The following is a 23,264-nucleotide window of genomic DNA, read 5'->3' as shown; positions in this document are numbered from 1 at the left end:
GCTGTGTGTAAAGCATCTAATACAAATTCACGTGTAAGAATACAAAATTACATCTTTGTGTAGTAACTAGTCATCGATAGAGATTTTATAAAATACAACACCCTGTGTATTATCTGTATATAGAAAATATATGATCTCATCTTCAATATAAACATCTTTCTAGAATACAGATATATCGTTTCTATAGTACGTATTAATACCTCATTCAATTCATAACACGCTAGTATTATAGCAATTTGATATCGTAGTATCAGTAGGTGTGAGATGTATTAAGTGTTACTTCTCAGTTAAATACTGATAATAAATATCCATTTTTGTCTGTATCACGATTCACCACTTCTCTATTTCATATTTAGGTAAGATTTTTAAAAAAAACATAAAATATGATAAACATTTTCTTTTTATATCAAAACAAGAATAAATTGTATTTTTATAATGAAAAAGTATCGTTATTACTCTACTTTCTATACTGTATGATTATACTTTATGTATTCCATTCAAACTTTACTTGATTTTTACTTTATAGATATTGATTCGCATCACTATAAATACAATGTACATTACGTGGAACATTGCAGGTTGGTACTATAAAAATACTAATTGGCAAGATATCAAACATACACACTCACCATATTAACTGATGACGACCTCTAGTATGAGTAAATATCAATATTTATTTACCATTAAATATCATGTGTTACATATTCTAAACAGTATTTACAATCTTAACTCTGCGTATACTAAACAAGAAAATATCTCTTTAACATTTTTAAGATTCCTGCTATCTATCTGTCTCTAAGAGCTTATACCAAACCATGACAAATCTCCATTAATGCTAGCATCAATTTATAATTTTCGTAACGACATGGGTGCTCATGATTACGATAGTATCGCATAAGCTATTATGCGCTATACTGTTCGTATCATATATAGATTTTTTGTGCATTAGTGAATATTGAAACATGTGACAACAACATACCTATATAATTATGTAAAACACTTCATCGAGTACAAAATACTGTTGTAATTATATGATAAAAAATAACACCATTTAAACACAATATGCGCTCTGCAGAACCACTTTAGAAACGTCGCGCTATCCTATATGCGCATATTGACATCTACTATAACAACACTGTGTGTCTCCTTGTTTCTATGCTCCAAGCATTTAATACACCGCTAGTGCTAATATTCTTTTGTACTATGGTATTAATAAATCTTTTATTACCAATAATAAACATTATGCTCAAATCATGATCTGTTAGTGTAAAATTTTACAAGATTGACTGCAATTTACTTAAATCTTAATATTTATCCTATAAGTCTTCTATATCATCTCTCTACCCATGACGCACTCATCATAACTGTTCAACATGCAAGATATAATGATCATGCATGATACGAGGCAGGGCGCATATCAACATACATTAAGTACATGTTATCTTACAGACCCAAAAAGATTATCTTCGTTACAGATACACAAAGCTATAAGCATTCTTTTAAATCTTGAAAATATTTACGCAATGATAGCCTAGAGGAACGCAAAAACATCTCTATTTAGATTATCCATATCCACACCTAGTGTCTACACGTGCTTCTCTACGTAAATATTACGTGATATCAAATTTTGATATATTGTTAAAAAACTTATTGATACCTATATACCCTAATAGAAAACTACAAACTATGCCTTCCTACGTTTTACATAAGAACTGATTATGCCTAGCGCGAACGCAAATAATAAAAGACTATAAACTCAACCACAGCCTCCCTACCAAACTGTCCATGGATGACACCTATCACATTAAGAAATAAATGCTACAATAAGTAGAAATATCGCTCTCTAAACACTATAGAAAGACTGCATAAGCATTTTAACAATTAAAAACATGAAATAATCCAAATCACGATCTCTAAACAAATTTTAATATTTTTATCCAATTATCTAACTTTTAGCGACAATCAATACAGCATGCAAAAATGGTGATTTTATTCACTCTTTGGATCGGTGCAAGGTGCGACTTGGGTAATTGGAGAAGACGCATGATCCCTATAACGACCAAGCTCAAGTAGACGTTTGTCTTCTCGAATAACTCCCATGGTTTTTTGCGGCAAAGCTAACATAGGGGCTATTTTTTGTTTTCTCACCGAAGTTATACTGACTGGATTGATAAATGCATGGGCATCTTTCTTTTTAACATGATGTAGACGTGTCATAGACTGTGCCATGATATGATGAGGAACTATAGTTCCCTCATTTTCTAAACATGGAGTTTCTTGACGTTGCTGAGATATGTTAGGAGTAATATTTTTGACAGGATCAAATGCATCTATGAGCTCCTTGTTAGAAGCACTATGTCCTAAGACGGTCGCATTAGTATTTTCTCTATGAGAAGTTAGCGTGTTATTAGTGCTCTTTTCCACCGGATAAGTAATCCACACCTTACCGAATGCGAGCTCAAGTGAGGCAGAAGAATGTACTAGAGGCATAGGGGAATATTGTGGATAGCTCTCATGATGGCAACGACGGCGCCGATGGTTACTCACACGCAAATGACGCGGGGAACGACGGGAGCGACGTGTACCGGCATGTCCTCCATGATTATGAGTCTGACACATCTCCCATGACTTTTTAGTACTTCCTTCAACAGGTTGGCCAAAAACAGGAGATAATTCCTGAATATTAATAGTATTGGATTGAATAACATTATCCATTTTGTATTTAGACTCAGGACAGAGAGTTTCTGTTGTGTGGTTTTTAAGCGAAAGAGCAGAAAGGCGATTTTGTGTCGCCTCTAGAGATTTAGTTTGTTTTTCAACCTTATGAATCACCGCTATGTTTGGCTGAATGTGTTGCTCGCCCTGCATCAAACATGATTTTTCTGTCTGATGGCAATCAGCATAAGGGCCCTGACGATCTGCACGTGCGTATATAGTTTCGTTTGGTACCGTCTCCGCTAAACCTACACCCTGGTTACAATTAGCAATATTCTGAGTCTGACACTGAGTTGGATTGTGGATACGACCATCTTGTGTATCACTTGCATAATGCTCTATACTGTAATCACGACGCTCGCCTGGCGGCACATCATGTTGAGTTTTTTCACTAACATGGTTACCGTCGTTATGAGGCTGATGCGGATCATTCCGAGGTCCTGCACAAGGCAGTGGTTCCTTTACTATCGTCGTATTTAGAATAGAATTTTGTGACTCACACATAGTAGGGCTTGCTGATGCAGAAAACAGTCTCTTGCACCTTCTAACGAAACGAACAAACACACTAGGTTGTCCAACCTCAGTGCTACTAGACGCTATTAACGACACTGTTGATTTCTTTTTTTCATTTAAAGATTTTTGCTTATTCTTTAAACATTCTGGAGTTATAGCAGCATTCAAAGCCGGTTTCTCCGGGCGTTTGCGCTCAAGCTGCTGATTATCAAAAAGTAGCCCCATCTCTGCTTCATGCAATTTTGAAAGATCATAACTAAGAGTTTGTGTTTCTTCTCCACTACGTACACGTAATACTGCATAGTGTGGAGTCTGCATACTATCATTTGGAACAATAACAGCACGTACGCCACCAGGACGCTTTTCGATTGCACTAACGGCCTCACGTTTTTCATTTAGTAAATATGAAGCTACCTGTACTGGCACAATAGCATGCACTTCTTTAGTATTTTCTTTTAAAACTTCTTCTTCGATTAAACGTAAAATAGAAAGTGATAATGATTCATTATCACGGATAGTGCCAGTACCACTACAACGAGGACAAACATGATGACTAGACTCACCCAATGATGAACTCAAGCGCTGACGTGACATCTCTAATAAACCAAAACGTGAAATATGACTGATCTGAATACGAGCACGATCCTGACGAACCTCATCACGCAGACGATGTTCGACTGCTCTTTGATGCCGAAGTGGGCTCATATCAATAAAATCGATAACAATCAAACCACCTAAATCACGTAACCGTAACTGACGAGCAATTTCATTTGCTGCTTCAAGATTAGTATTCAGTGCAGTTTCTTCAATATCCCCCCCTCGCGTAGCACGAGAAGAGTTAATATCAATTGCAGTGAGCGCTTCAGTAGTATCGATCACAATGGATCCACCAGACGGAAGCCGTACCTCTCGCTGGAATGCTGATTCAATCTGTGATTCAATCTGATAATGGCTAAATAATGGAATTTCCCCTGTATATAGTTTAATCTTACTAGTAAAATCAGGGCGACCAAGTGCCGTAATATGCTTACGGGCTAATTCTAACACATGAGGATTGTCTATTAAAATTTCACCGATATCTTGGCGTAAATAATCACGAAAAGCACGTACAATCACATTGCTTTCTTGATGTATCAGAAAGGGTGCTGGTCGACTATTAGCGATCCTCTTGATTTCTTCCCAATGTTGAATACGAAACCCCAAATCCCACTGCAACGCTTCGATTGATTTACCCACTCCAGCAGTACGTACAATTAAACCCATTCCGTCTGGTAACTCGAGCAAAGAAAGAGCAACTTTCAATTCTACGCGATCATCACCTTCAATCCTACGAGATATCCCACCAGCACGAGGATTATTTGGCATCAATACTAAATAAGTGCCAGCTAAACTAATAAAAGTGGTCAAAGCAGCCCCTTTATTGCCACGTTCTTCTTTGTCAATTTGAACAATAACCTCCTGTCCCTCACGGAGGACATCTTTAATATTAGGACGACCGTGAACTTTTTCATTTTCTAAAAAATATTCACAAGAAATTTCTTTTAAAGACAGAAAACCATGTTTTTCTGCTCCATAATCAACAAAAGCCGCCTCTAGGCTAGGTTCAATACGAGTGATTCTCCCCTTATAAATATTAGCTTTCTTCTGCTCATACCCAGGAGTTTCAATATCCAGATCATATAAACACTGTCCATCGACAAGTGCCACACGCCACTCTTCTTGCTGAGTGGCGTTTATTAGCATTCTTTTCATCATAACTTACTCATTATTATTGCATGATTGATACAGATACGAACAGAGTCGTATTGGCAGTCAGTAACTGATAACCTGCTTTGTAGCAACAAAGCTGTTAATCTCATAGTTATCGCTCCAGAAGGGGTACGAAGTACTCAGTACTTTATTATAAAATACGGTAAACCATGCTTTGCACGCTAGCGCATAATTATATTGACCAATCTCACAACGTTATCTACCTGTAAACCACGAGAAATTAATAGATCCCTGCTATTAAATAAAATTAATAATATAACTGATATCTGAGATAATGTCTGTGACTGTATGGGACAGTATGCTTTTTATTTTTTTATCTACACATGGTAGCTATCTCCATTATTCCATTTCTGAGCAGACAACAGACAGGTAACTTTCATATGACCAAAGTAAGTGTCTGTTAAACTTTTGTATGCCTCACTGCACTCTTTATAGACTTCTTACATCCATTTCAACAAATATTAATTCATCTATGCTACCTCTATTAGCAAAATAGTAGGCATTTTTAAAAATCATTTGATAATTTTTGTATAGAAATTTAACTACCATATGTCTAAATATAAATGCTGTTCTAACATATAAATTTTGCACGAATCTTATATTTTTGTGTCTATTTCAGGTGGATATATAATTTAGTATGATAGATATCTATAGCTCTTACTGTAAGACTGCTAAATATATACTGAAACAAAATATACTTGTCTATAGAAAAGTTACATACAGTTAACTGAGATAGATAAAAATTTCTAAAACTCATTTAATGTAACATTATAAAATAATGTAACATTATAAAATTTAATAAATATTAAAATCTTAAAAAACATAGTACATACGTATATTTACATATGTACATCAATTTTATTTTTATATATGTATTATAGTGCAATGTTTGAGGTAAACTGCATGATGAAATAAAATTATGTGTGCGAAATAGTAGAAGGGAAACGTTAAAAAATTCTTTATAATGAACAGGAGCGATATATTAGCTCCTGTGAACTGTAAGTGAGACCAAATAGTAGTATTGTAAGGTAGTAACACCGTGCTAAATAGTGTCTATAACAATCATCTATCTCTAACTCTAATAGAGCCAAAAAACATATTACTACTAATATAGTAATGAGAATTTATAACACTAGACAACTCTATAAAATTAGAAAGAAGTTTTTAAAAAAAGATTTATGCACACAATCTATATTGTACCCATAATAGTTACGTAAAAAATTTAAAGATCAAGATTATATTATCAAGTGGAAAGCAATATTCCTCTGTTGTCTATAAGAAAAAATTAAGAAAAAATTTCAATTTTAATACTACTCTCATTTTATACAAAAATAATGTTAGCAAATATTAAGATTAACTGCATATTAGCGATTATAATTTTGATTTATGATTGAATACTATCATTATATCTATAATATATTACATTTCTTAAACTATTCTCAACCATTATTTCTCTCTGTTAATCTGTTACTTCACAACTAATATGATAGGCATTAATGCAGTAATGAGGTCTCAACCATAATATATCACATCTATATATAATCATCTATATATAATATATACTGTCATTCAACATTTAATTTTGCTATTAATTGCATTATAGATATAATGAAAAAATAAAGTTTATAACATTAAAAATACTGAATCTATAAAAATGAGTCGTAAAGTAATGAGTAATATGTTCATGTTTTAGAAAAACATCAGGTATGATATAAATACGTACCTCATAAAGAGCGCTTATAGCAGAAAATCTTCTAACGTCTTCTCTTTAGACTCTAAGGCGGTCCTAATAATCCCTGGCGTCCGTCCTTGGCCAGTCCATGTTTTATTTTCTCCATTTTCGTTAATATAGCAGTATTTTGCAGGACGAGATGCACGTTTAGCATGCACGCTAAATTTATTTTTTACTGCAGTTAACAACAATTCATTAGGATTGATTCCATCCGTCATGAGCATATCTCTGTACTGCTGCAATTTACGGGAACGTTCTGCTATTTCTACCTGTGCCTGACTGTCTTCTGCACGACGTTCACGCACCACAGTTTCCAGTTTAATTAGCATATCTTCTAGGGTTTCTAAGGTACATTCTCTGGCCTGCGCACGCAACGTACGAATATTATTCAGAATTTTAAGGACCGTACTCATAATTGAATTCTCTAAATTATTTATATTAATCGGGCTAATTCTTTACATCTTTACAAGAATAATGATGGTAGTCAAGAACTGCAATAGTTAATTTATGATGATTAAGCATCTAATCAAAATAAACAAAGCATTACAAATAACAATAAGCCTATAAATACCACAGATCTATAATGACTGCAGTATAAAAAATTTTTTTAGAAATTCTTATGGTCTGTATCAAGACGGGGCAAAATGCTTTTTATAAAGTAGTATTAAGAAGTATCTATAATACATAAATTATTTATATCTATCCTGCCACTCATTATGAGGAAGGGTATGTAATATAATTATCGCAATTTTCTTTGCAAAAAATAAGTACAAGTCTTACCGATGGATCGGCCAAACATAAGGCTCATCAATATCAATTGATATTAAATAAATATACACTTAATTAATGATCTATGATAAAAGTTAAACTTTTTTATTAGTCGCTAGAAGATAGATTAAAAAAATACAGAGCTCTGTTTTACCACTCCACCTGTATCTATTCACTGCATATTAGTAATATCTTTTTATCAAAAATATCATTGTGATCACAGATATATTTGTTAATGTTTCTAACGCACCCTGGTATATCTTATAATATAAGTCAATACTAACGTAAACACTCTTGTCATTGATATATGTACCATTGTTTATGTACGTACTGTTTATGTACGTACTATTAAGAATTCCCTCGCTTCTAGTAAATGAAACATTATTGCATATGAAATATAAATTTACATAAAATTCATACTCTATCCATCCATGCTATCGATTATATCTATGATATCCCGTATAATATTATAACAAACAAAACAATATATTTCCCTCTGTATGCTCAAAAAAATTCACTACAATGAAAATTTTTGATTATAACAGATCACTTCTCTCTTTTAGATGGTGCTAAACGTTATACTATATTATTAATCGCATTATCGTACATATTAAATCATCTTAATATTAATGTATTATTAATGTATTATAGAAGAGATTTCGTCTACATCATCAGTATTTTATTGCCAATAATATACAAAACATACACTAAACTTATACATATATAACACCATCTAGACTAAAATCTACTGTAGTTTTGATCGTGTTGATTGCTAAATAAACAATGTTTAAGTCCAGGCCTGAGTGCTATAACTATCTTATGAGCATCTCTGATATAAATCAGACTTTAGATAATCTATCAAATATAGCCATATGTACATTAAATATCATTAATGAATCTTTACCACATAACATATATAAAAATCAATAGCATTCAACATATCACATATGATGCGTCTATTATGTATACATATACATAATAGTGGATACAGATACAAGCTATCTTTATACATCTAATAAGCACGCATCATATATATCAATACAATCTTTTATCGTTTCTGCAGTACAGTATGTCAATAATATGTATTAATTTTAGAGAAATTTGCAAAAATCTTGCATACTCCTATTAAATCCTCTTGATATGTAAGATATTACAGGATTGTATTGAGACGTGATGCTATCACAGCCACTATCTATGATAGGCAAGTATGTAGGAACATGTACGTGTTTTGAATAAATAATGATCGTAGTTATCTGCAAACATCTTGCTAAGAGCTATTGTGTTGTTCTTTATTATCCAAGTACCATTGCAGTATATTATTCAAACTAAGCCAAGATAAAAATGTGATAACGATAGAAAATAAAACACAAAGAACAGTGTAGTATTTTTACATACTATTACAAATATTTTTATTGCTACACGCTTATATCAGCTATTAATGATTAGATGTTGACTGAATAGCACGCTACAACCATAAATCCATCTAGTAAAAAAATGATAATTCTGATTATTTTATGCAAAATATCACATATGTGAACACTAGGATCTTCTTTAATACACGAGATGTAGAAGCGATGTTATTACAACCAAATCATCATCACTATACAAAATACAAACTTTTCCTCTATATATATTCTCTTCCCACATACAATATTAGCAATTTTATGTTTGACGCGCCTCATGTTTACCTTAAGGAGTAACAGTGGATGGCTCAGCTGTATTTCTATTACTCAGCAATGAACGCTGGAAAATCAACAGCATTATTACAATCATCTTATAATTATCATGAAAAAGGCATGAGAACCTTAGTCTATACTGCTAAAATAGATAATCGTTGTGGAATAGCTAAGATTAGTTCGCGTATCGGGCTCTCTTCGACCGCTAAATTATATCACTTAAACACATTACTCTTCAAGGAGATTTACGCTGAACATGATTGTAATCCGGTACATTGTGTCTTCATTGATGAAAGTCAATTTTTAACACGAAAACAAGTGAAAGAATTATCTACAGTCGTGGATAAATTAGATATTCCAGTACTCTGCTATGGTTTGCGTACAGATTTTCGTGGTGAGTTATTTTCTGGCAGTCTATACTTATTAGCTTGGTCAGATAAGCTGATTGAATTAAAAACAATCTGCTATTGTGGCAAAAAAGCTGGTATGGTGCTACGTATTAATGCGATTGGAAAGCCTATTTTATCTGGAAAACAAATAGAAATCGGTGGTAATGAAAAATATGTATCAGTATGTCGTAAGCATTATTTTGCAGCATTAGAAGATCCTTGCTACCTGCTTAAATAAAATTATACTAGCCAGGGCAGAACTGCGATTCCATCCTCATATAAAAATTATACTGAAATATCAACATGATCACATCATTGTATTTCTTAGTTGTGTTTAATACTATGTGCTTCTACATTATACATACCTCCTCAAAGAGATCATATTTTAAACTCAAGACTCAGCGCTTCTGCAATTGTATCGAATCATTGACAAGGAAAATATACCATATGACTATCTTGCATCTTTCAATCACCACTGATAGCCCAGTGGTATACATAGACAAAAGATGATTCGCAGCAGTGGAAGTGTGAATGCATCCAAATTCTAGTATCTAATCTACGCGTATAAACCTGTGAATACGAAAGTTCTACAAAAGAATAAAGAATTCACCTTGCTAGATATATAAAACACACAGTCACAATATGGTATGATTATTTATAATTGATATGACTGTCGTCCTTGATTTTTAAATCTAATTTTTCACCACAATGAAAATGCTATTCAGTCATGAAAATTTTTTTATGTTAGATCAAAAACCTAATTGCCAAACAAACAACATGCAGCACCACACAATACGAGGCAGAGATAACCATGAAAGGACAGGAAACACTTCACTTTCAGTCAGAAGTCAAAGAACTTCTGAAATTAATGATACACTCCCTTTATTCAAATAAAGAAATCTTTTTACGCGAACTAATTTCTAATGCGTCCGATGCTGCTGAAAAATTACGTTTTCAGGCATTATCCACTTCAAACATGGATCATGGAAATCTGTGCGTACGGATATCAATTGATAAAGAATGTCGCACTCTCATGATTAGTGATAACGGCATCGGCATGACGCGCGATGAGGTGATTGACAATTTAGGGACTATCGCAAGATCAGGGACTAAGTCGTTCATATCGTCACTTGGGTCAGATCAAGCTAAAAATAGTCAACTCATAGGTCAATTTGGCGTTGGTTTCTACTCAGCATTTATTGTATCCGATAAAGTTGAAGTACGTACGCGTTCTGTTACATCACCTGATAATTCGGGTGTATCATGGCAATCTTCTGGGGAAGGCGAATATACTATTACTGACATTGAAAAGGATCAGAGAGGTACCGAGATCATCCTTCATCTACGTGATGACGAAGATGTATTTTTGGATCCGTGGCATATTCGCAGTATTGTTAGCAAATACTCCGAGCATCTTTCTCTACCAGTAGAAATTCAAACCTATAATGAAAAAGATGACACCACCTCATGGGAACAAATTAATAAAGCTCAAGCGCTGTGGACGCGCAATAAATCCGATATTACAGAGGATGAATATAAAGAATTCTATAAACACCTTTCCCACGATCAGTCTGATCCATTAACCTGGAGTCACAACCGAGTAGAAGGCAAACAAGAGTATACTAGTCTGCTCTACGTACCTACTCAAGCACCATGGGATATGTGGAATCGTGAACATAAACATGGTCTAAAACTATACGTACAGCGTGTTTTTATCATGGACGATGCCGAACAGTTTTTGCCAAATTACTTGCGATTTATTAAAGGAGTTATCGACTCAAATAATTTGCCGTTAAACATTTCACGCGAAATACTACAAACAAATCATATTACTCAAACTTTACGTGTAGCGCTAATTAAACGTTCATTACAAATGCTTGAAACAGTGGCAAAAAATGATCCAGAAAAATATAAAACTTTCTGGAAGCAGTTTGGACGAGTTCTTAAAGAAGGGCCTGCAGAAGATAGAGGTAACATAAACACTATTATTAACTTACTACGTTTTTCTTCTACTGTGTGTCAAGATGCACTACAAACAGTATCATTAGTAGATTATACACAGAGAATGAAAGAAAATCAGGAGAAAATTTACTACATCACAGCTGACAGCTACCTGGCAGCAAAAAATAGCCCATACCTAGAGATGTTTCATAAAAAATCTATTGAAGTATTACTCCTTTCTGACCGTATTGACGAGTGGATGATGAGTCATATTACTGAATTTGAGGGTAAAAAATTCCAATCAGTAAGCACCGCAGATACTACACTCAATCAACTAGCAGACACAACCGCAGAAATACAAAAACAAACCGAACAGGCTCTTGAGCCATTTGTACATCGAGTTAAAGCATTGCTGGGTACACGTGTCAAGGACGTAAACCTCACGCATCGTTTATGTGATACACCAGCTATCGTTACAACTGATGTGAATGATATGAGCACCCAGATGGCTAAACTATTTTCTGCAACAGGTCAGGAAGTACCAGAAATTAACTATTTATTTGAAATCAACCCAGATCATGTATTGGTGAAACGCGCGGCTGATACAAAGGATGATGCAGAATTTGCAGATTGGATTGAATTATTCCTATCTGAAGCTCTTTTTGCTGCCACAGGCACTCTAGAGAATCCTCATCAATTTATCCAGCGACTGAACCGCATGCTACTACAATCTCATATAGAGAATCCAAGCATATCTTCTAGTTGAGGCTAATATACATGATTTCGTAAAACTCACATTAAGAGATCACCACCGGTGAACTATTACATAGTAATGTCACTGGTGGCATTACTATGTAATAGTTAAATTCTCTTTTACTTTTTGCTAGTCGTAATGTATTTTTATACATGTAATCTACTAGACCAAAATTCATAGAAAGACACAGTACATCAAATACTGGACCAGCTGACCTATACTCGTATAAAAAGTCTTTTATCAAAAACTACATAATTATTCAGTAGGGAAATATAGCTTTCCTCATACATATACTAGGAAAAATTCCTAAAAAACAGAAAACTAGCAGTAATTTCTTCATCTATTTTATTATTAATGCAAGTGTAATGGTAATCATTACTTCGGTATAAAACTATTTTCTGTCTGCAGAATTGACTGCTTGTACTAAAAGTCAGTCTAAGAAAGATTTTTTATTTCTATATTGAAATGCAAATCTGCATTGGGTTTACAAGGGAAAAACATGTAAAAAAATAAATGATGACTACCCAGTCGCCATATCATATCAGACGTAAGCATTATCTATATCATTTAAAAAATAATATACAACGATCTATGCTCTGCATATACTATATGTAGTCTATTGCATTTCATATACAACCGATTATCCGATGGTCATTTAATACTATACGTGAAATATATTCAATCATTTAACACACTGAGCCACAGTTGGTAAAAATAGAAGTTTATCTAATCTTAACATCTCTAGTCCTATATATGTTTTAGTAAATTATCATATCCATAACTTTAAAACATAAAAGCTCCAGATTTAAGTGTGATTTGCACGATGATAGCAGTAAAATTATCTATTATCGCACATAGGGTGGTTACCTACTTACCTGACAATATATATATGCTAAATATTTTTGCAGCTTTTAGCTTTTCTTATTTTTTTAAAAAATGCAAAGCTCAAACTCTCAGCTATCAGAGAAAATAGTACCAGAGCAAGAATCTTATAAAATAAAACAAGAACTTTTTCTACCTTATCTGTGATTTTATGATAAAAATAGGTGAGCTATATAGAATAATAGCGTAATTTTAATAAAAAAATAAATCATAATCTTCTCTTTTATCCAGCAGTAGAATACTATCTTCAACCATTTTATACTCAAACAATAACATCACGTCTGTGCATACGCACCTATCATAATATATTAATGTGCTTATTCTGACCTCTCCGCATGCATTTTATATTACCATATTATCTATGTTATTTAATACGAGGTGTTATCCGTCAATACTCTGAATGATAGTGGAGTGGTTAATCAAGTGATGCACTACTTTACTTTATGTCTGATAAACCTTAAATATGTTGATATTACTTCTTATAGATCAAAATGGTAAATATCATTTTTCAATATTTGATTGGCAAACGCGAAAATTGTTTTTCTAACCTAATACTAGTGCAGAAAATATAGCAATATGATAAATCTTATTTTATAAAACACCTATTTGCTATTATTTCTTAATTTTTTGCAGAAACAACAGATTTTTTTCACATTGAAGTATATCTAGAATGTATATGCGATGGCTACATGACACATACTCTGTGACTCTATGTACTACTCTTACAGTGTATTAAACATACTGCTGATTTGAATCACTATTTATTTTCTTTAATGCTCAAGACACATTGCTATTAATACCTACACTATTGGTTATCATTCACTCATTTATTTAAAAACTAAAAAGTCATAATTTATAATTATATAACTTTATAACTACATTATGATTACCCCCATTATCTGAATACTATATATTCAAGAAATATTTTAAGTATGTATTCACGATTATTAGGATGGGTTACTACAACATACGCGTCTCTATAATTCAACAACCTTAACTATTCTTAGGCACACTTATTCAGCAGATGGCATCTCCTGGAAGACAGTATCTATTATTGGTGTCGTTATGATCTCTTTGGGTTGAAAAGCCAATGCGCGCAATAGGGTCATTTCTACCCCCATACGTCTATTTGGGGCAAAGGGTAACTCCTTTCTGCCAACTAAGATAATTTGATAGTAAAGTTGGATATCAGAAGGTGACAATATGTCAGCTAATTGCTGCAATCGATTAGAAAGTGCTGTATGACCAGCACTAATTGTAGAAGGCAAGAGTTGCATGATAGCTATGCGATGCAACAATTGCAGCAATTCAATTAACAATATCTCTAAATTGCTACCACGGATTACAAATTCATGCACTAATTCCATGACTCGCGCTCCATTAGCATTAACTAAAGCTTCTATTAGAGCCATGGGTTGTTCTTCATCTAATGATCCCATCATATACTTTACGCTATCAATAGTAATACATCCTTTACCAATAACAATCGCTTGATCAGTTAAGCTTAGTGCATCGCGCATATTACCATTGGCTGCGCACGCTAATAGCTGTGTTGCGCGAGTGTCTGCGCTAATAGATTCAACCCGTAAAATATGGTTCAAGGTACTATTAATCTGATCTTGACTTAGGACTTTTAAATGAAATTGTAAACAACGTGATAAAATAGTGATGGGAAGTTTGTTAGGATCGGTAGTGGCTAAAATAAATTTTACATGCTGTGGTGGTTCTTCTAAGGTTTTCAACAATACGTTAAAACTATGCCGGGATAGCATATGCACTTCATCAATTAAATATATTTTAAAGCGACCACTAGATGGAGTATATTGAATATTATCTAATAGCTCCCGAATATCCTCTACCTTTGTTCGAGAAGCAGCGTCAATTTCGATAAAATCCATACAACAACCTACGGCAATAGCATGACATTGATCGCATTTACCGCAAGGATTCGCAGTTATTCTCATTTCACAGTTTAAAGCCTTAGCCAAAAGACGCGCAATGGTAGTTTTTCCAATACCGCTGCTTCCAGAAAATAAATACGCATGGTGTATGCGCCCCATAGACAATGCGTTTTCTAATGCAATTAATACATGTTTTTGTCCCACTACATCAGTAAAAGATTGTGGGCGCCACTTACGGGCTAATACCTGATAACTCATAACGTTTAATCATCTACTAAAAATAGTCTTGCGCACTATTGACACATGCGATAATAAATTTTATCATATGAAAATGTCTTTATATTATTTGACTAAAATTATCCTAAAGCACTGTATATGCATTAATATTAATTGATGGCTCACGTCCTATCGCTCACAACATACAGTATGTTAATATTATTTTTGCGTTGTTTTGATTGTTATTTACTATTAACAGCCAGTCTTATTGGATAAGAGTAAACAGACAATAGCACACTATACACTCACATTGTTAGAACTATACATTATCCAATGTAATAAAACAGAGTGATTAATGTATATATGCTATATAAATTCGTATCTCAGTGACGTATATTTATTACAATAACCGATGTAGAGAATACAATAATAATATTAAAGATATACATGTCTTTTTGATAAAATTATGATGCCATAACCTTTTGTATCCGATAATGTGATCTGTATGATATGTATGCGCGAAGCTGCAGCGTTCATCCTAAAAGTAAGCTCATATAGCCACTTAACTTTTATCATTCTTCTGTAAACACAAAACACTATAGACGGATTCAGTTGTATTAACTCAGACTTATAATATCTATTGCTCCTGACTGCATTAGGTTGCGCTGCAAACACATTATTTTGAACAGACATCAATCTATAGACAGACTGTGATGATACTAATCAATAAATGGAAAGTTGCTCAATACTATTACTGTTAGCACACATATTATTTATATAACACTATATCACATACTAGTCCTACAAGAGTGTTGATGCGTCTATCACTAATTATAGTAATGTACTATAACATATATATTCACAGCATGCACAATTAGCAAAGTTAGACAATCCAAAAAAGACATAAAGAGCAAACAACAAGTAACATGAGTACATAAAATTAGATACATCTATAATATCAAGATGGTGCGTTGAGTCATAGTCGAATAAGGCTTTAAATGTAAGACATAGACATATATTCCATATTGAGTTAATACAAAAATATTAAGAAAAATTTTTCACCATAAAGATTGATGCTTACCATTAAAATATGTGGTTAATCATCAATACAGGAACAAACTAGCATAAAAACTCAAGAGTTTTACATAAAAAACTAGAGAAAATCTAGTATGACATGTAGAATACTATAGCAATATTTATATGTTTTTATTCACTTTTAGATTGAGATATTGCTATGCTCAGAATCGCTAAAGAAACCCTGACATTTGACGATGTTCTACTTGTTCCAGCTTATTCTTCCGTTCTCCCAGATACAGCTAACTTAACCACTTTTCTCACCAAAAAAATACGTTTAAATATTCCTATTGTCTCAGCGGCAATGGACACTGTCACTGAATCTAATCTAGCGATCGCTATTGCACAAGAAGGAGGACTGGGATTTATTCACAAAAGTATGTCTATTGAAGAGCAAGCTGAAGAGGTGCGTAAGGTAAAAAAGTATGAAAGCGGAGTAGTTACTGATCCGCAAACGGTGTTATCGACTACTTCTTTAAGCGCAGTCAAAACCTTGACTGAGCGCAATGGTTTTGCGGGCTATCCTGTGGTCAACAAATACCATCAGCTAGATGGCATTATTACTGGAAGAGACGTGCGGTTTGTAACTGATCTCAATCTTCCAGTATCTGCCGTCATGACACCAAAAGAACGCTTAGTCACTGTAAAAGAAGGGGAAGCTCGTGCGGTGGTCCTACAAAAAATGCACGAAAAACGGGTTGAAAAAGCCTTGGTGGTAGATAAAAATTTTCACTTACTAGGTATGATAACCGTTAAAGATTTTCAAAAAGCAGAACGTAAGCCGTATGCTTGTAAAGATGAACATGGACGCCTACGTGTTGGAGCCGCTGTAGGTGTCAGCGCAGGGAACGCACAGCGCATTGATATGCTCGTTGCTGCTGGTGTTGATGTTCTACTTATTGATTCTTCACATGGTCATTCTGAAGGGGTTCTGCAACGAATTCGTGCTACCCGTGAAAAATATCCAAATCTACAAATTGTAGGTGGTAATGTAGCAACCGGTGCCGGCGCACTTGCATTAGCTGAAGCAGGTGTCAATGCAGTTAAAGTTGGTATTGGTCCGGGATCGATTTGTACTACCCGCATTGTCACAGGCGTGGGTGTCCCTCAAATTACTGCAGTGTCAGATGCCGCTTCTGCTCTAGAAGGTTCTGGCATTCCCATTATTGCTGACGGTGGCATTCGATTTTCTGGAGATATTGCCAAAGCTATTGCTGCTGGCGCAACAGCAGTTATGGTAGGCTCCATGCTTGCTGGAAGCAAAGAATCACCAGGTGAAATTGAACTATATCAAGGACGTTCATTTAAGTCCTATCGCGGCATGGGTTCCTTAGGTGCTATGACTAAAGGTTCGGCTGATCGTTATTTCCAAACTGATAATACCACACATAAACTAGTACCAGAAGGTATTGAAGGACGCGTAGCATATAAGGGGCGTCTCAAAGAGATTATATATCAGCAAATGGGAGGTTTACGATCCTGTATGGGGCTTACTGGTTGTGCAACTATTGAAGAATTACGCACAATAGCCATGTTTGTGAGAATTAGCGGAGCGGGTATTACAGAAAGCCACGTGCACAATATTACTATTACAAAAGAACCTCCAAACTACCATGTGAGTGCATAATAAGTGCTTTCTTCTTATATTAATCTAGTTATACTATATAGTGGTATATGAATGTATTTATCATTATTGGAACACCATTACAGATTATACCATAACATTCTATTGCATATCGCTCTGGAAAAACACCCATGATACAAAAAAATATTTATCAGAAACGTATTCTTATACTTGATTTTGGCTCACAATATACTCAGCTACTTGCGCGACGTATACGGGAAATCGGGATATATTGTGAGTTAGCATCATGGCATGCAACAGAACAACAAATTAAAGATTTTCACCCCAATGGCATTATCCTTTCTGGAGGTCCAGAAAATAGTACTAGCACCACTAGCCCACGTGCATCTAACTATATCTTTGACGCCGGCGTACCAATTCTTGGCATATGCTACGGTATGCAAATTATGGCCATACAACTAGGCGGTAAAGTAAACAGTAGCAGTCAACGTGAATTTGGCTACGCTAAAGTCATGATTTTAGAGCAAAGCTCACTTTTTTGTCCGAAAAACAATAATATCCCAACGGATCAGCAACAAACTCTAGAGGTATGGATGAGCCACTGTGATAATGTTACTGACATTCCGCCTGATTTTATTACCATAGGCAGCACTGAAAAGTGTCCTATTGCTATTATGGTGAATGAAAAAAAACGCTTCTACGGTGTGCAATTTCATCCAGAAGTTACACACACACCTCATGGTTTTCTCTTACTGGAACGATTTGCGCGAGACATTTGCCGATGTGAGACGCTATGGACTGCAGTAAATATCATTGATAATACTATTCAGTATTTACACCAAAAAATAGGAAATGATACAGTTATTCTTGGGCTATCTGGTGGTATAGATTCTTTAGTTACCGCAATATTACTTCACCGCGCTATTGGTGATCGCTTAAAATGCGTATTTATTGATAATGGACTCCTACGCCTCAATGAGGCTAATGCAGCGCTCAATATGTTCTCTCATTGTTTAGGCTTTAATATAATTTACGTAAAAGCAAAACAGCGCTTCTTAAGCGCTTTAGTTAAAATACACGAACCCGAAGAAAAACGTAAAATCATTGGTCGTGTCTTTATTGACATATTTGAAGAGGAAGCTTCTAAGTTACATAACATCACATGGTTAGCACAGGGGACAATTTATCCTGATATAATTGAATCTGGAATGTCATCTATTGCACCAGCACACGTAATCAAATCACATCATAATGTTGGTGGTCTGCCAAAATACATGAAATTACGTGTGGTAGAGCCACTTAAGCAGCTCTTTAAAGACGAAGTACGGAAAATCGGAATACAATTAGGTTTACCGCATACTGCGATATACAAACACCCGTTTCCTGGCCCAGGACTAGGCATACGAATTTTGGGGGAAATTAAACAAGAATATTGTGAACTATTACGATGCGCTGATGCTATCTTAATTGAAGAATTGCACAGAGCTAACTTATATCATAAAGTAAACCAAGCATTTACTGTTTTTCTTCCCATTCACGCTGTTAGCGTCATGGGTGATAGACGGAACTATGACTGGGTGATAGCGATTAGAGCGGTAGAAACTACTGACTTTATGACAGCAAAGTGGGCAAATCTATCGTATGAATTTCTCACTTGTGTGTCTACTCGTATTATGAATGAAATTAAAGGTATATCTAGAGTGGTATATGACATCTCCAATAAACCACCAGCAACCATCGAATGGGAATAATCTTACCTATAAATAAGGAAAAGAAAATTCTTTGAAATCATTTTCACATCTGGTAATGCACAAAAGATGTTTCGTGTATATTCCATATCAATCAATTTAATATCTTTAACATATGAAATATGATGTATTATGAACATAGATATACTTTTAAAACAACAAAATATTGTTTTTGAAAGAGAATGGAATATAGATAAAAATCCTACCGATAACCATATACTCTAAACATATATATAACTTATATCAATCATAATCGTATACGTATTTTATTTTTTTATCTCTCTTAATTTAAATTCACTTTACTTATCCTCTGTTCTCTCTCAATGCAGTTCATGCTCTCAGTGTACCTTTTCATACATACTAGATACTTAAAATAATGCAAGGGTTCTTTTTATCAACTAGAAAACATACTGTTGGTATAGGAATCACCTATATACTCTTGATTCAACAACTACAACACATAAAATTCTTTTCAATATCTTACATATAATACTCACGATACAAATCCCCATTCAATCAGAAATATTGCATAGAGCTCATATCGTATAGCACAGCATGATAAACTTTCATACTACTTTATAATAGTAGGGGTACAACAGATAAATACATAGCTAAATAATAGTTTTTCAGATCAATGAAATACTCATACTCTCCACAGATTAGTCATCCTTATCTGCTAATAAAACATTTTCTGGACGGCTAGTTAACGCAATACTATCTGTGCTATGCGTCGCAAGAACTTTCAGAACACCGAGTTCTTCTCCTCTAATGGGCTCAATTACCCTCTGTAACGCTACTACATTTTCATTGGCAGCCGTACGAATCAAAATTACGCCATGTGTATTACGACCAATCATGCTAACCTCAGATACTCGGGTACGCACTAAAGTACCTGCATCAGTAATCATAATAATTTGGTCGCCTTCCATTACCTGCACGGCGCCAATGACTAATCCATTTCTTTTTGTAACCTTAATAGAAATCACCCCCTGTGTAGCACGTGATTTCAAGGGATATTTAATGTTTTTTGTACGCTTTCCATACCCATGTTGGGTTACGGTCATAATAGCACAATTATCACGTGGGATAATTAAAGATACCACTCTATCCCCTTTAGATAACTTTATACCTCGTACTCCAGAAGCAGTACGACCCATAGTACGCACTTCTATCTCAGAAAAACGTACTACTTTTCCACAGGCAGAAAACAACATTACATCATCGCTTCCATTAGTTAGAGATACACCAATTAGCTCATCGTCTGCACGCAGATTTACAGCAATAATTCCAGCACTACGAGGTCTGCTAAACTCAGTGAGTGCTAATTTTTTTACTGTTCCACTAGCGGTGGCCATAAAGATATTCCAACCGCGAGCATACACGCGAACTGGTAATAGAGCAGTTATGCGCTCATGACATTCTAGTCGAAGAAGATTCACAATCGGACGACCTCGAGCAATACGACTTGCTTCCGGTAATTGATAAACTCTTATCCAGTATAAACGACCGCGACTAGAAAAGCACAAGATAGTATCATGTGTATTAGCCACTAAAAGACGATCTATGAAATCTTCTTCCTTAATACCTGCCGCAGATTTTCCTTTTCCACCCCTACGTTGAGCTTCATAGGCCACAAGTGGCTGATATTTAATATATCCCTGATACGATAAAGTAACTACTACATCTTCTTGATGCACAAGGTCATCAATATTGATATTAGCGCTATTAGTGGTAATTTCAGTACGACGTTTATCGCCAAATTGATCTCGAATTAATTCAAGCTCTTCTCGCATCACCTCAATCAATCGCGTTGAGCTATTTAAAATAAATACTAGCTTCTCAATTTGGTCTACAAGACCTACATATTCTTCAAGTAATTTTACATGCTCAAGTCCAGTTATTTTCTGTAAACGTAAATCTAGAATCGCTTGGGCTTGATGAGCAGTCAGAGAATGCTTACCAGATGCCAGATAATGTTGCGCTTCTCGTAATTGAGTACTGGCTAGAGAAACACCGGAAGAATCTAGCATTATAGACCCATTACCGATTGTCCATGTGTTACTCATAAGCTTTTCTTTCGCTTCTGCTGGTGTAGACGCAGATCTGATTAAATGAATCATAGTATCAATATTTGCTAACGCTAAAGCCAGCGCCTCAAGAATATGAACGCGATGACGGGCGTGACGTAATTCAAAAGTAGTGCGACGTGTAATCACTTCACGACGATGGCATACAAAGGCTGCTAAGATATCCTTAAGTGACATCACCTGTGGTTTACCATCATGCAAAGCAACCATATTAATACAAAAAGAAGTTTGCATCGGTGTTAAAGAATAAAGATTATTTAAAACCACCTCACTTACTGCATCACGTTTAACTTCTATGACAATGCGCATACCATCTTTGTCAGACTCATCTCGTAATGCGCTAATACCCTCTAAACGTTTATCTTTAAGTAATTCAGCAATCTTTTCAATCAAATGTGATTTATTGACTTGATAGGGAATCTCATATACAATAATACTTTCCCGTTTACTCTTAAGATTTACCTCTACTCTAGAGCGAGCTCGAATATAAATTTTTCCACGACCGGTATGATAAGCTTCATGAATCCCGTTCTGTCCATGAATAATCGCAGATGTTGGAAAATCTGGACCTGGAATATACTCCATTAATTCTGCAGCAGTAATATCTTCGTTTGCAATATACGCTAAACAACCATTAATAACTTCAGTTAAATTATGCGGCGGGATATTTGTCGCCATACCAACAGCAATGCCTGAAGCACCATTAATCAATAGATTCGGTATACGCGCAGGCATGACCACAGGAATACTTTCTGTACTGTCATAGTTTTGTACAAAATCTACTGTTTCTTTTTCAAGATCTGCTAGAAGTTCATGAGCCATTTTAGACATACGCACTTCAGTATAACGCATTGCTGCAGCAGAGTCCCCATCAACAGAACCAAAATTACCCTGCCCATCTACTAGAGTGTAACGCAAAGAAAACGACTGCGCCATACGGACAATTGTATCATATACAGCAGAATCACCATGCGGGTGATATTTACCAATCACATCACCCACAACACGCGCAGATTTTTTATAGGCTTTGTTCCAATCATTACCAAGTATATTCATAGCATAAAGAACACGACGGTGTACAGGCTTTAAACCATCACGGACATCTGGCAACGCCCTCCCAATGATCACCGACATAGCATAATCTAGATACGATTTCTTTAATTCTTCTGCAATATCAACCGATGTAATTGCACGGATAAGGTCATTCATGTAGGAACTTTCCCTTTCTGTATTAATCCTATATGTAAAGTAGTATAGTATATCACATTAGCAAACTAGATGAATGATAAGCATTATCTTAATCAATGATATATATTAATGGATATGGCGTATGTCTAGAAACATCAAATCGACTATTACATATATTATTTGAAGTATGGCGTATAATGAATACTATCATCATAACAGTTATATCTTTAATTCAAGTTAGAGAATGTGAAAGACTACATCATATATACAAAAATCACGCTCATATAACATGTTTATAAACCTATAGAATTCCTCACAACACAAG

At 34.7% G+C, this 23,264-nt stretch carries 7 protein-coding genes and 1 pseudogene; 4 read left to right on the top strand and 4 right to left on the bottom strand.

Features of this window, described 5'->3' with window-relative positions:
* Positions 1-1,989: 1,989 nt before the first annotated feature.
* Together rne and hns are read right to left on the bottom strand one after the other, a co-directional pair.
* Entirely contained in the window at positions 1,990-4,980 is a 2,991-nt protein-coding gene (gene rne / locus ERCIKOCA2762_RS00670) for a ribonuclease E (protein WP_157988761.1), read from the bottom strand.
* 1,755 nt (positions 4,981-6,735) lie between these two features.
* Positions 6,736-7,143 (bottom strand): histone-like nucleoid-structuring protein H-NS, encoded by a 408-nt coding sequence (gene hns, locus ERCIKOCA2762_RS00665; protein WP_157988311.1) that lies wholly within the window; start codon positions 7,141-7,143, stop codon positions 6,736-6,738.
* 2,061 nt (positions 7,144-9,204) lie between these two features.
* Here hns and ERCIKOCA2762_RS00660 point away from each other — a divergent pair.
* Together ERCIKOCA2762_RS00660 and htpG are read left to right on the top strand one after the other, a co-directional pair.
* Positions 9,205-9,801, top strand: coding sequence for a thymidine kinase (locus tag ERCIKOCA2762_RS00660; protein ID WP_157988310.1), 597 nt, complete (start codon positions 9,205-9,207; stop codon positions 9,799-9,801).
* Positions 9,802-10,374: 573 nt separating this feature from the next.
* On the top strand, positions 10,375-12,270 hold the full coding sequence (gene htpG, locus ERCIKOCA2762_RS00655) for a molecular chaperone HtpG (RefSeq protein ID WP_157988309.1): 1,896 nt from the start codon (positions 10,375-10,377) through the stop codon (positions 12,268-12,270).
* Between the two features lie 1,922 nt (positions 12,271-14,192).
* Here the strand turns inward: htpG and dnaX are convergent.
* A pseudogene (gene dnaX / locus ERCIKOCA2762_RS00650) lies at positions 14,193-15,299 on the bottom strand (DNA polymerase III subunit gamma/tau); the annotation flags it as partial.
* 1,192 nt (positions 15,300-16,491) lie between these two features.
* On the opposite strand from dnaX, the gene guaB reads away from it, so the two are divergent.
* Positions 16,492-17,958 (top strand): IMP dehydrogenase, encoded by a 1,467-nt coding sequence (guaB, locus tag ERCIKOCA2762_RS00645; protein ID WP_157988307.1) that lies wholly within the window; start codon positions 16,492-16,494, stop codon positions 17,956-17,958.
* A gap of 131 nt (positions 17,959-18,089) precedes the next feature.
* Positions 18,090-19,667: a glutamine-hydrolyzing GMP synthase gene (gene guaA, locus ERCIKOCA2762_RS00640; protein WP_462804103.1), complete on the top strand. Its 1,578-nt coding sequence runs from the start codon at positions 18,090-18,092 to the stop codon at positions 19,665-19,667.
* 656 nt (positions 19,668-20,323) lie between these two features.
* Here the strand turns inward: guaA and gyrA are convergent.
* The gene (gyrA, locus tag ERCIKOCA2762_RS00635) at positions 20,324-22,960 is read right to left on the bottom strand and encodes a DNA topoisomerase (ATP-hydrolyzing) subunit A (RefSeq protein WP_157988305.1); all 2,637 of its coding nucleotides are present in this window, start codon (positions 22,958-22,960) and stop codon (positions 20,324-20,326) included.
* Between the last annotated feature and the right edge of the window lie 304 nt (positions 22,961-23,264).

The sequence above is a fragment of the Candidatus Erwinia haradaeae genome (assembly GCF_900698935.1).
In the GTDB taxonomy this organism is placed as follows: Bacteria; Pseudomonadota; Gammaproteobacteria; order Enterobacterales; family Enterobacteriaceae; genus Erwinia_E; species Erwinia_E haradaeae_D.
Note: the sequence above shows the minus strand (reverse complement) of the source record. Positions and strands in the feature narration are given on the sequence as shown.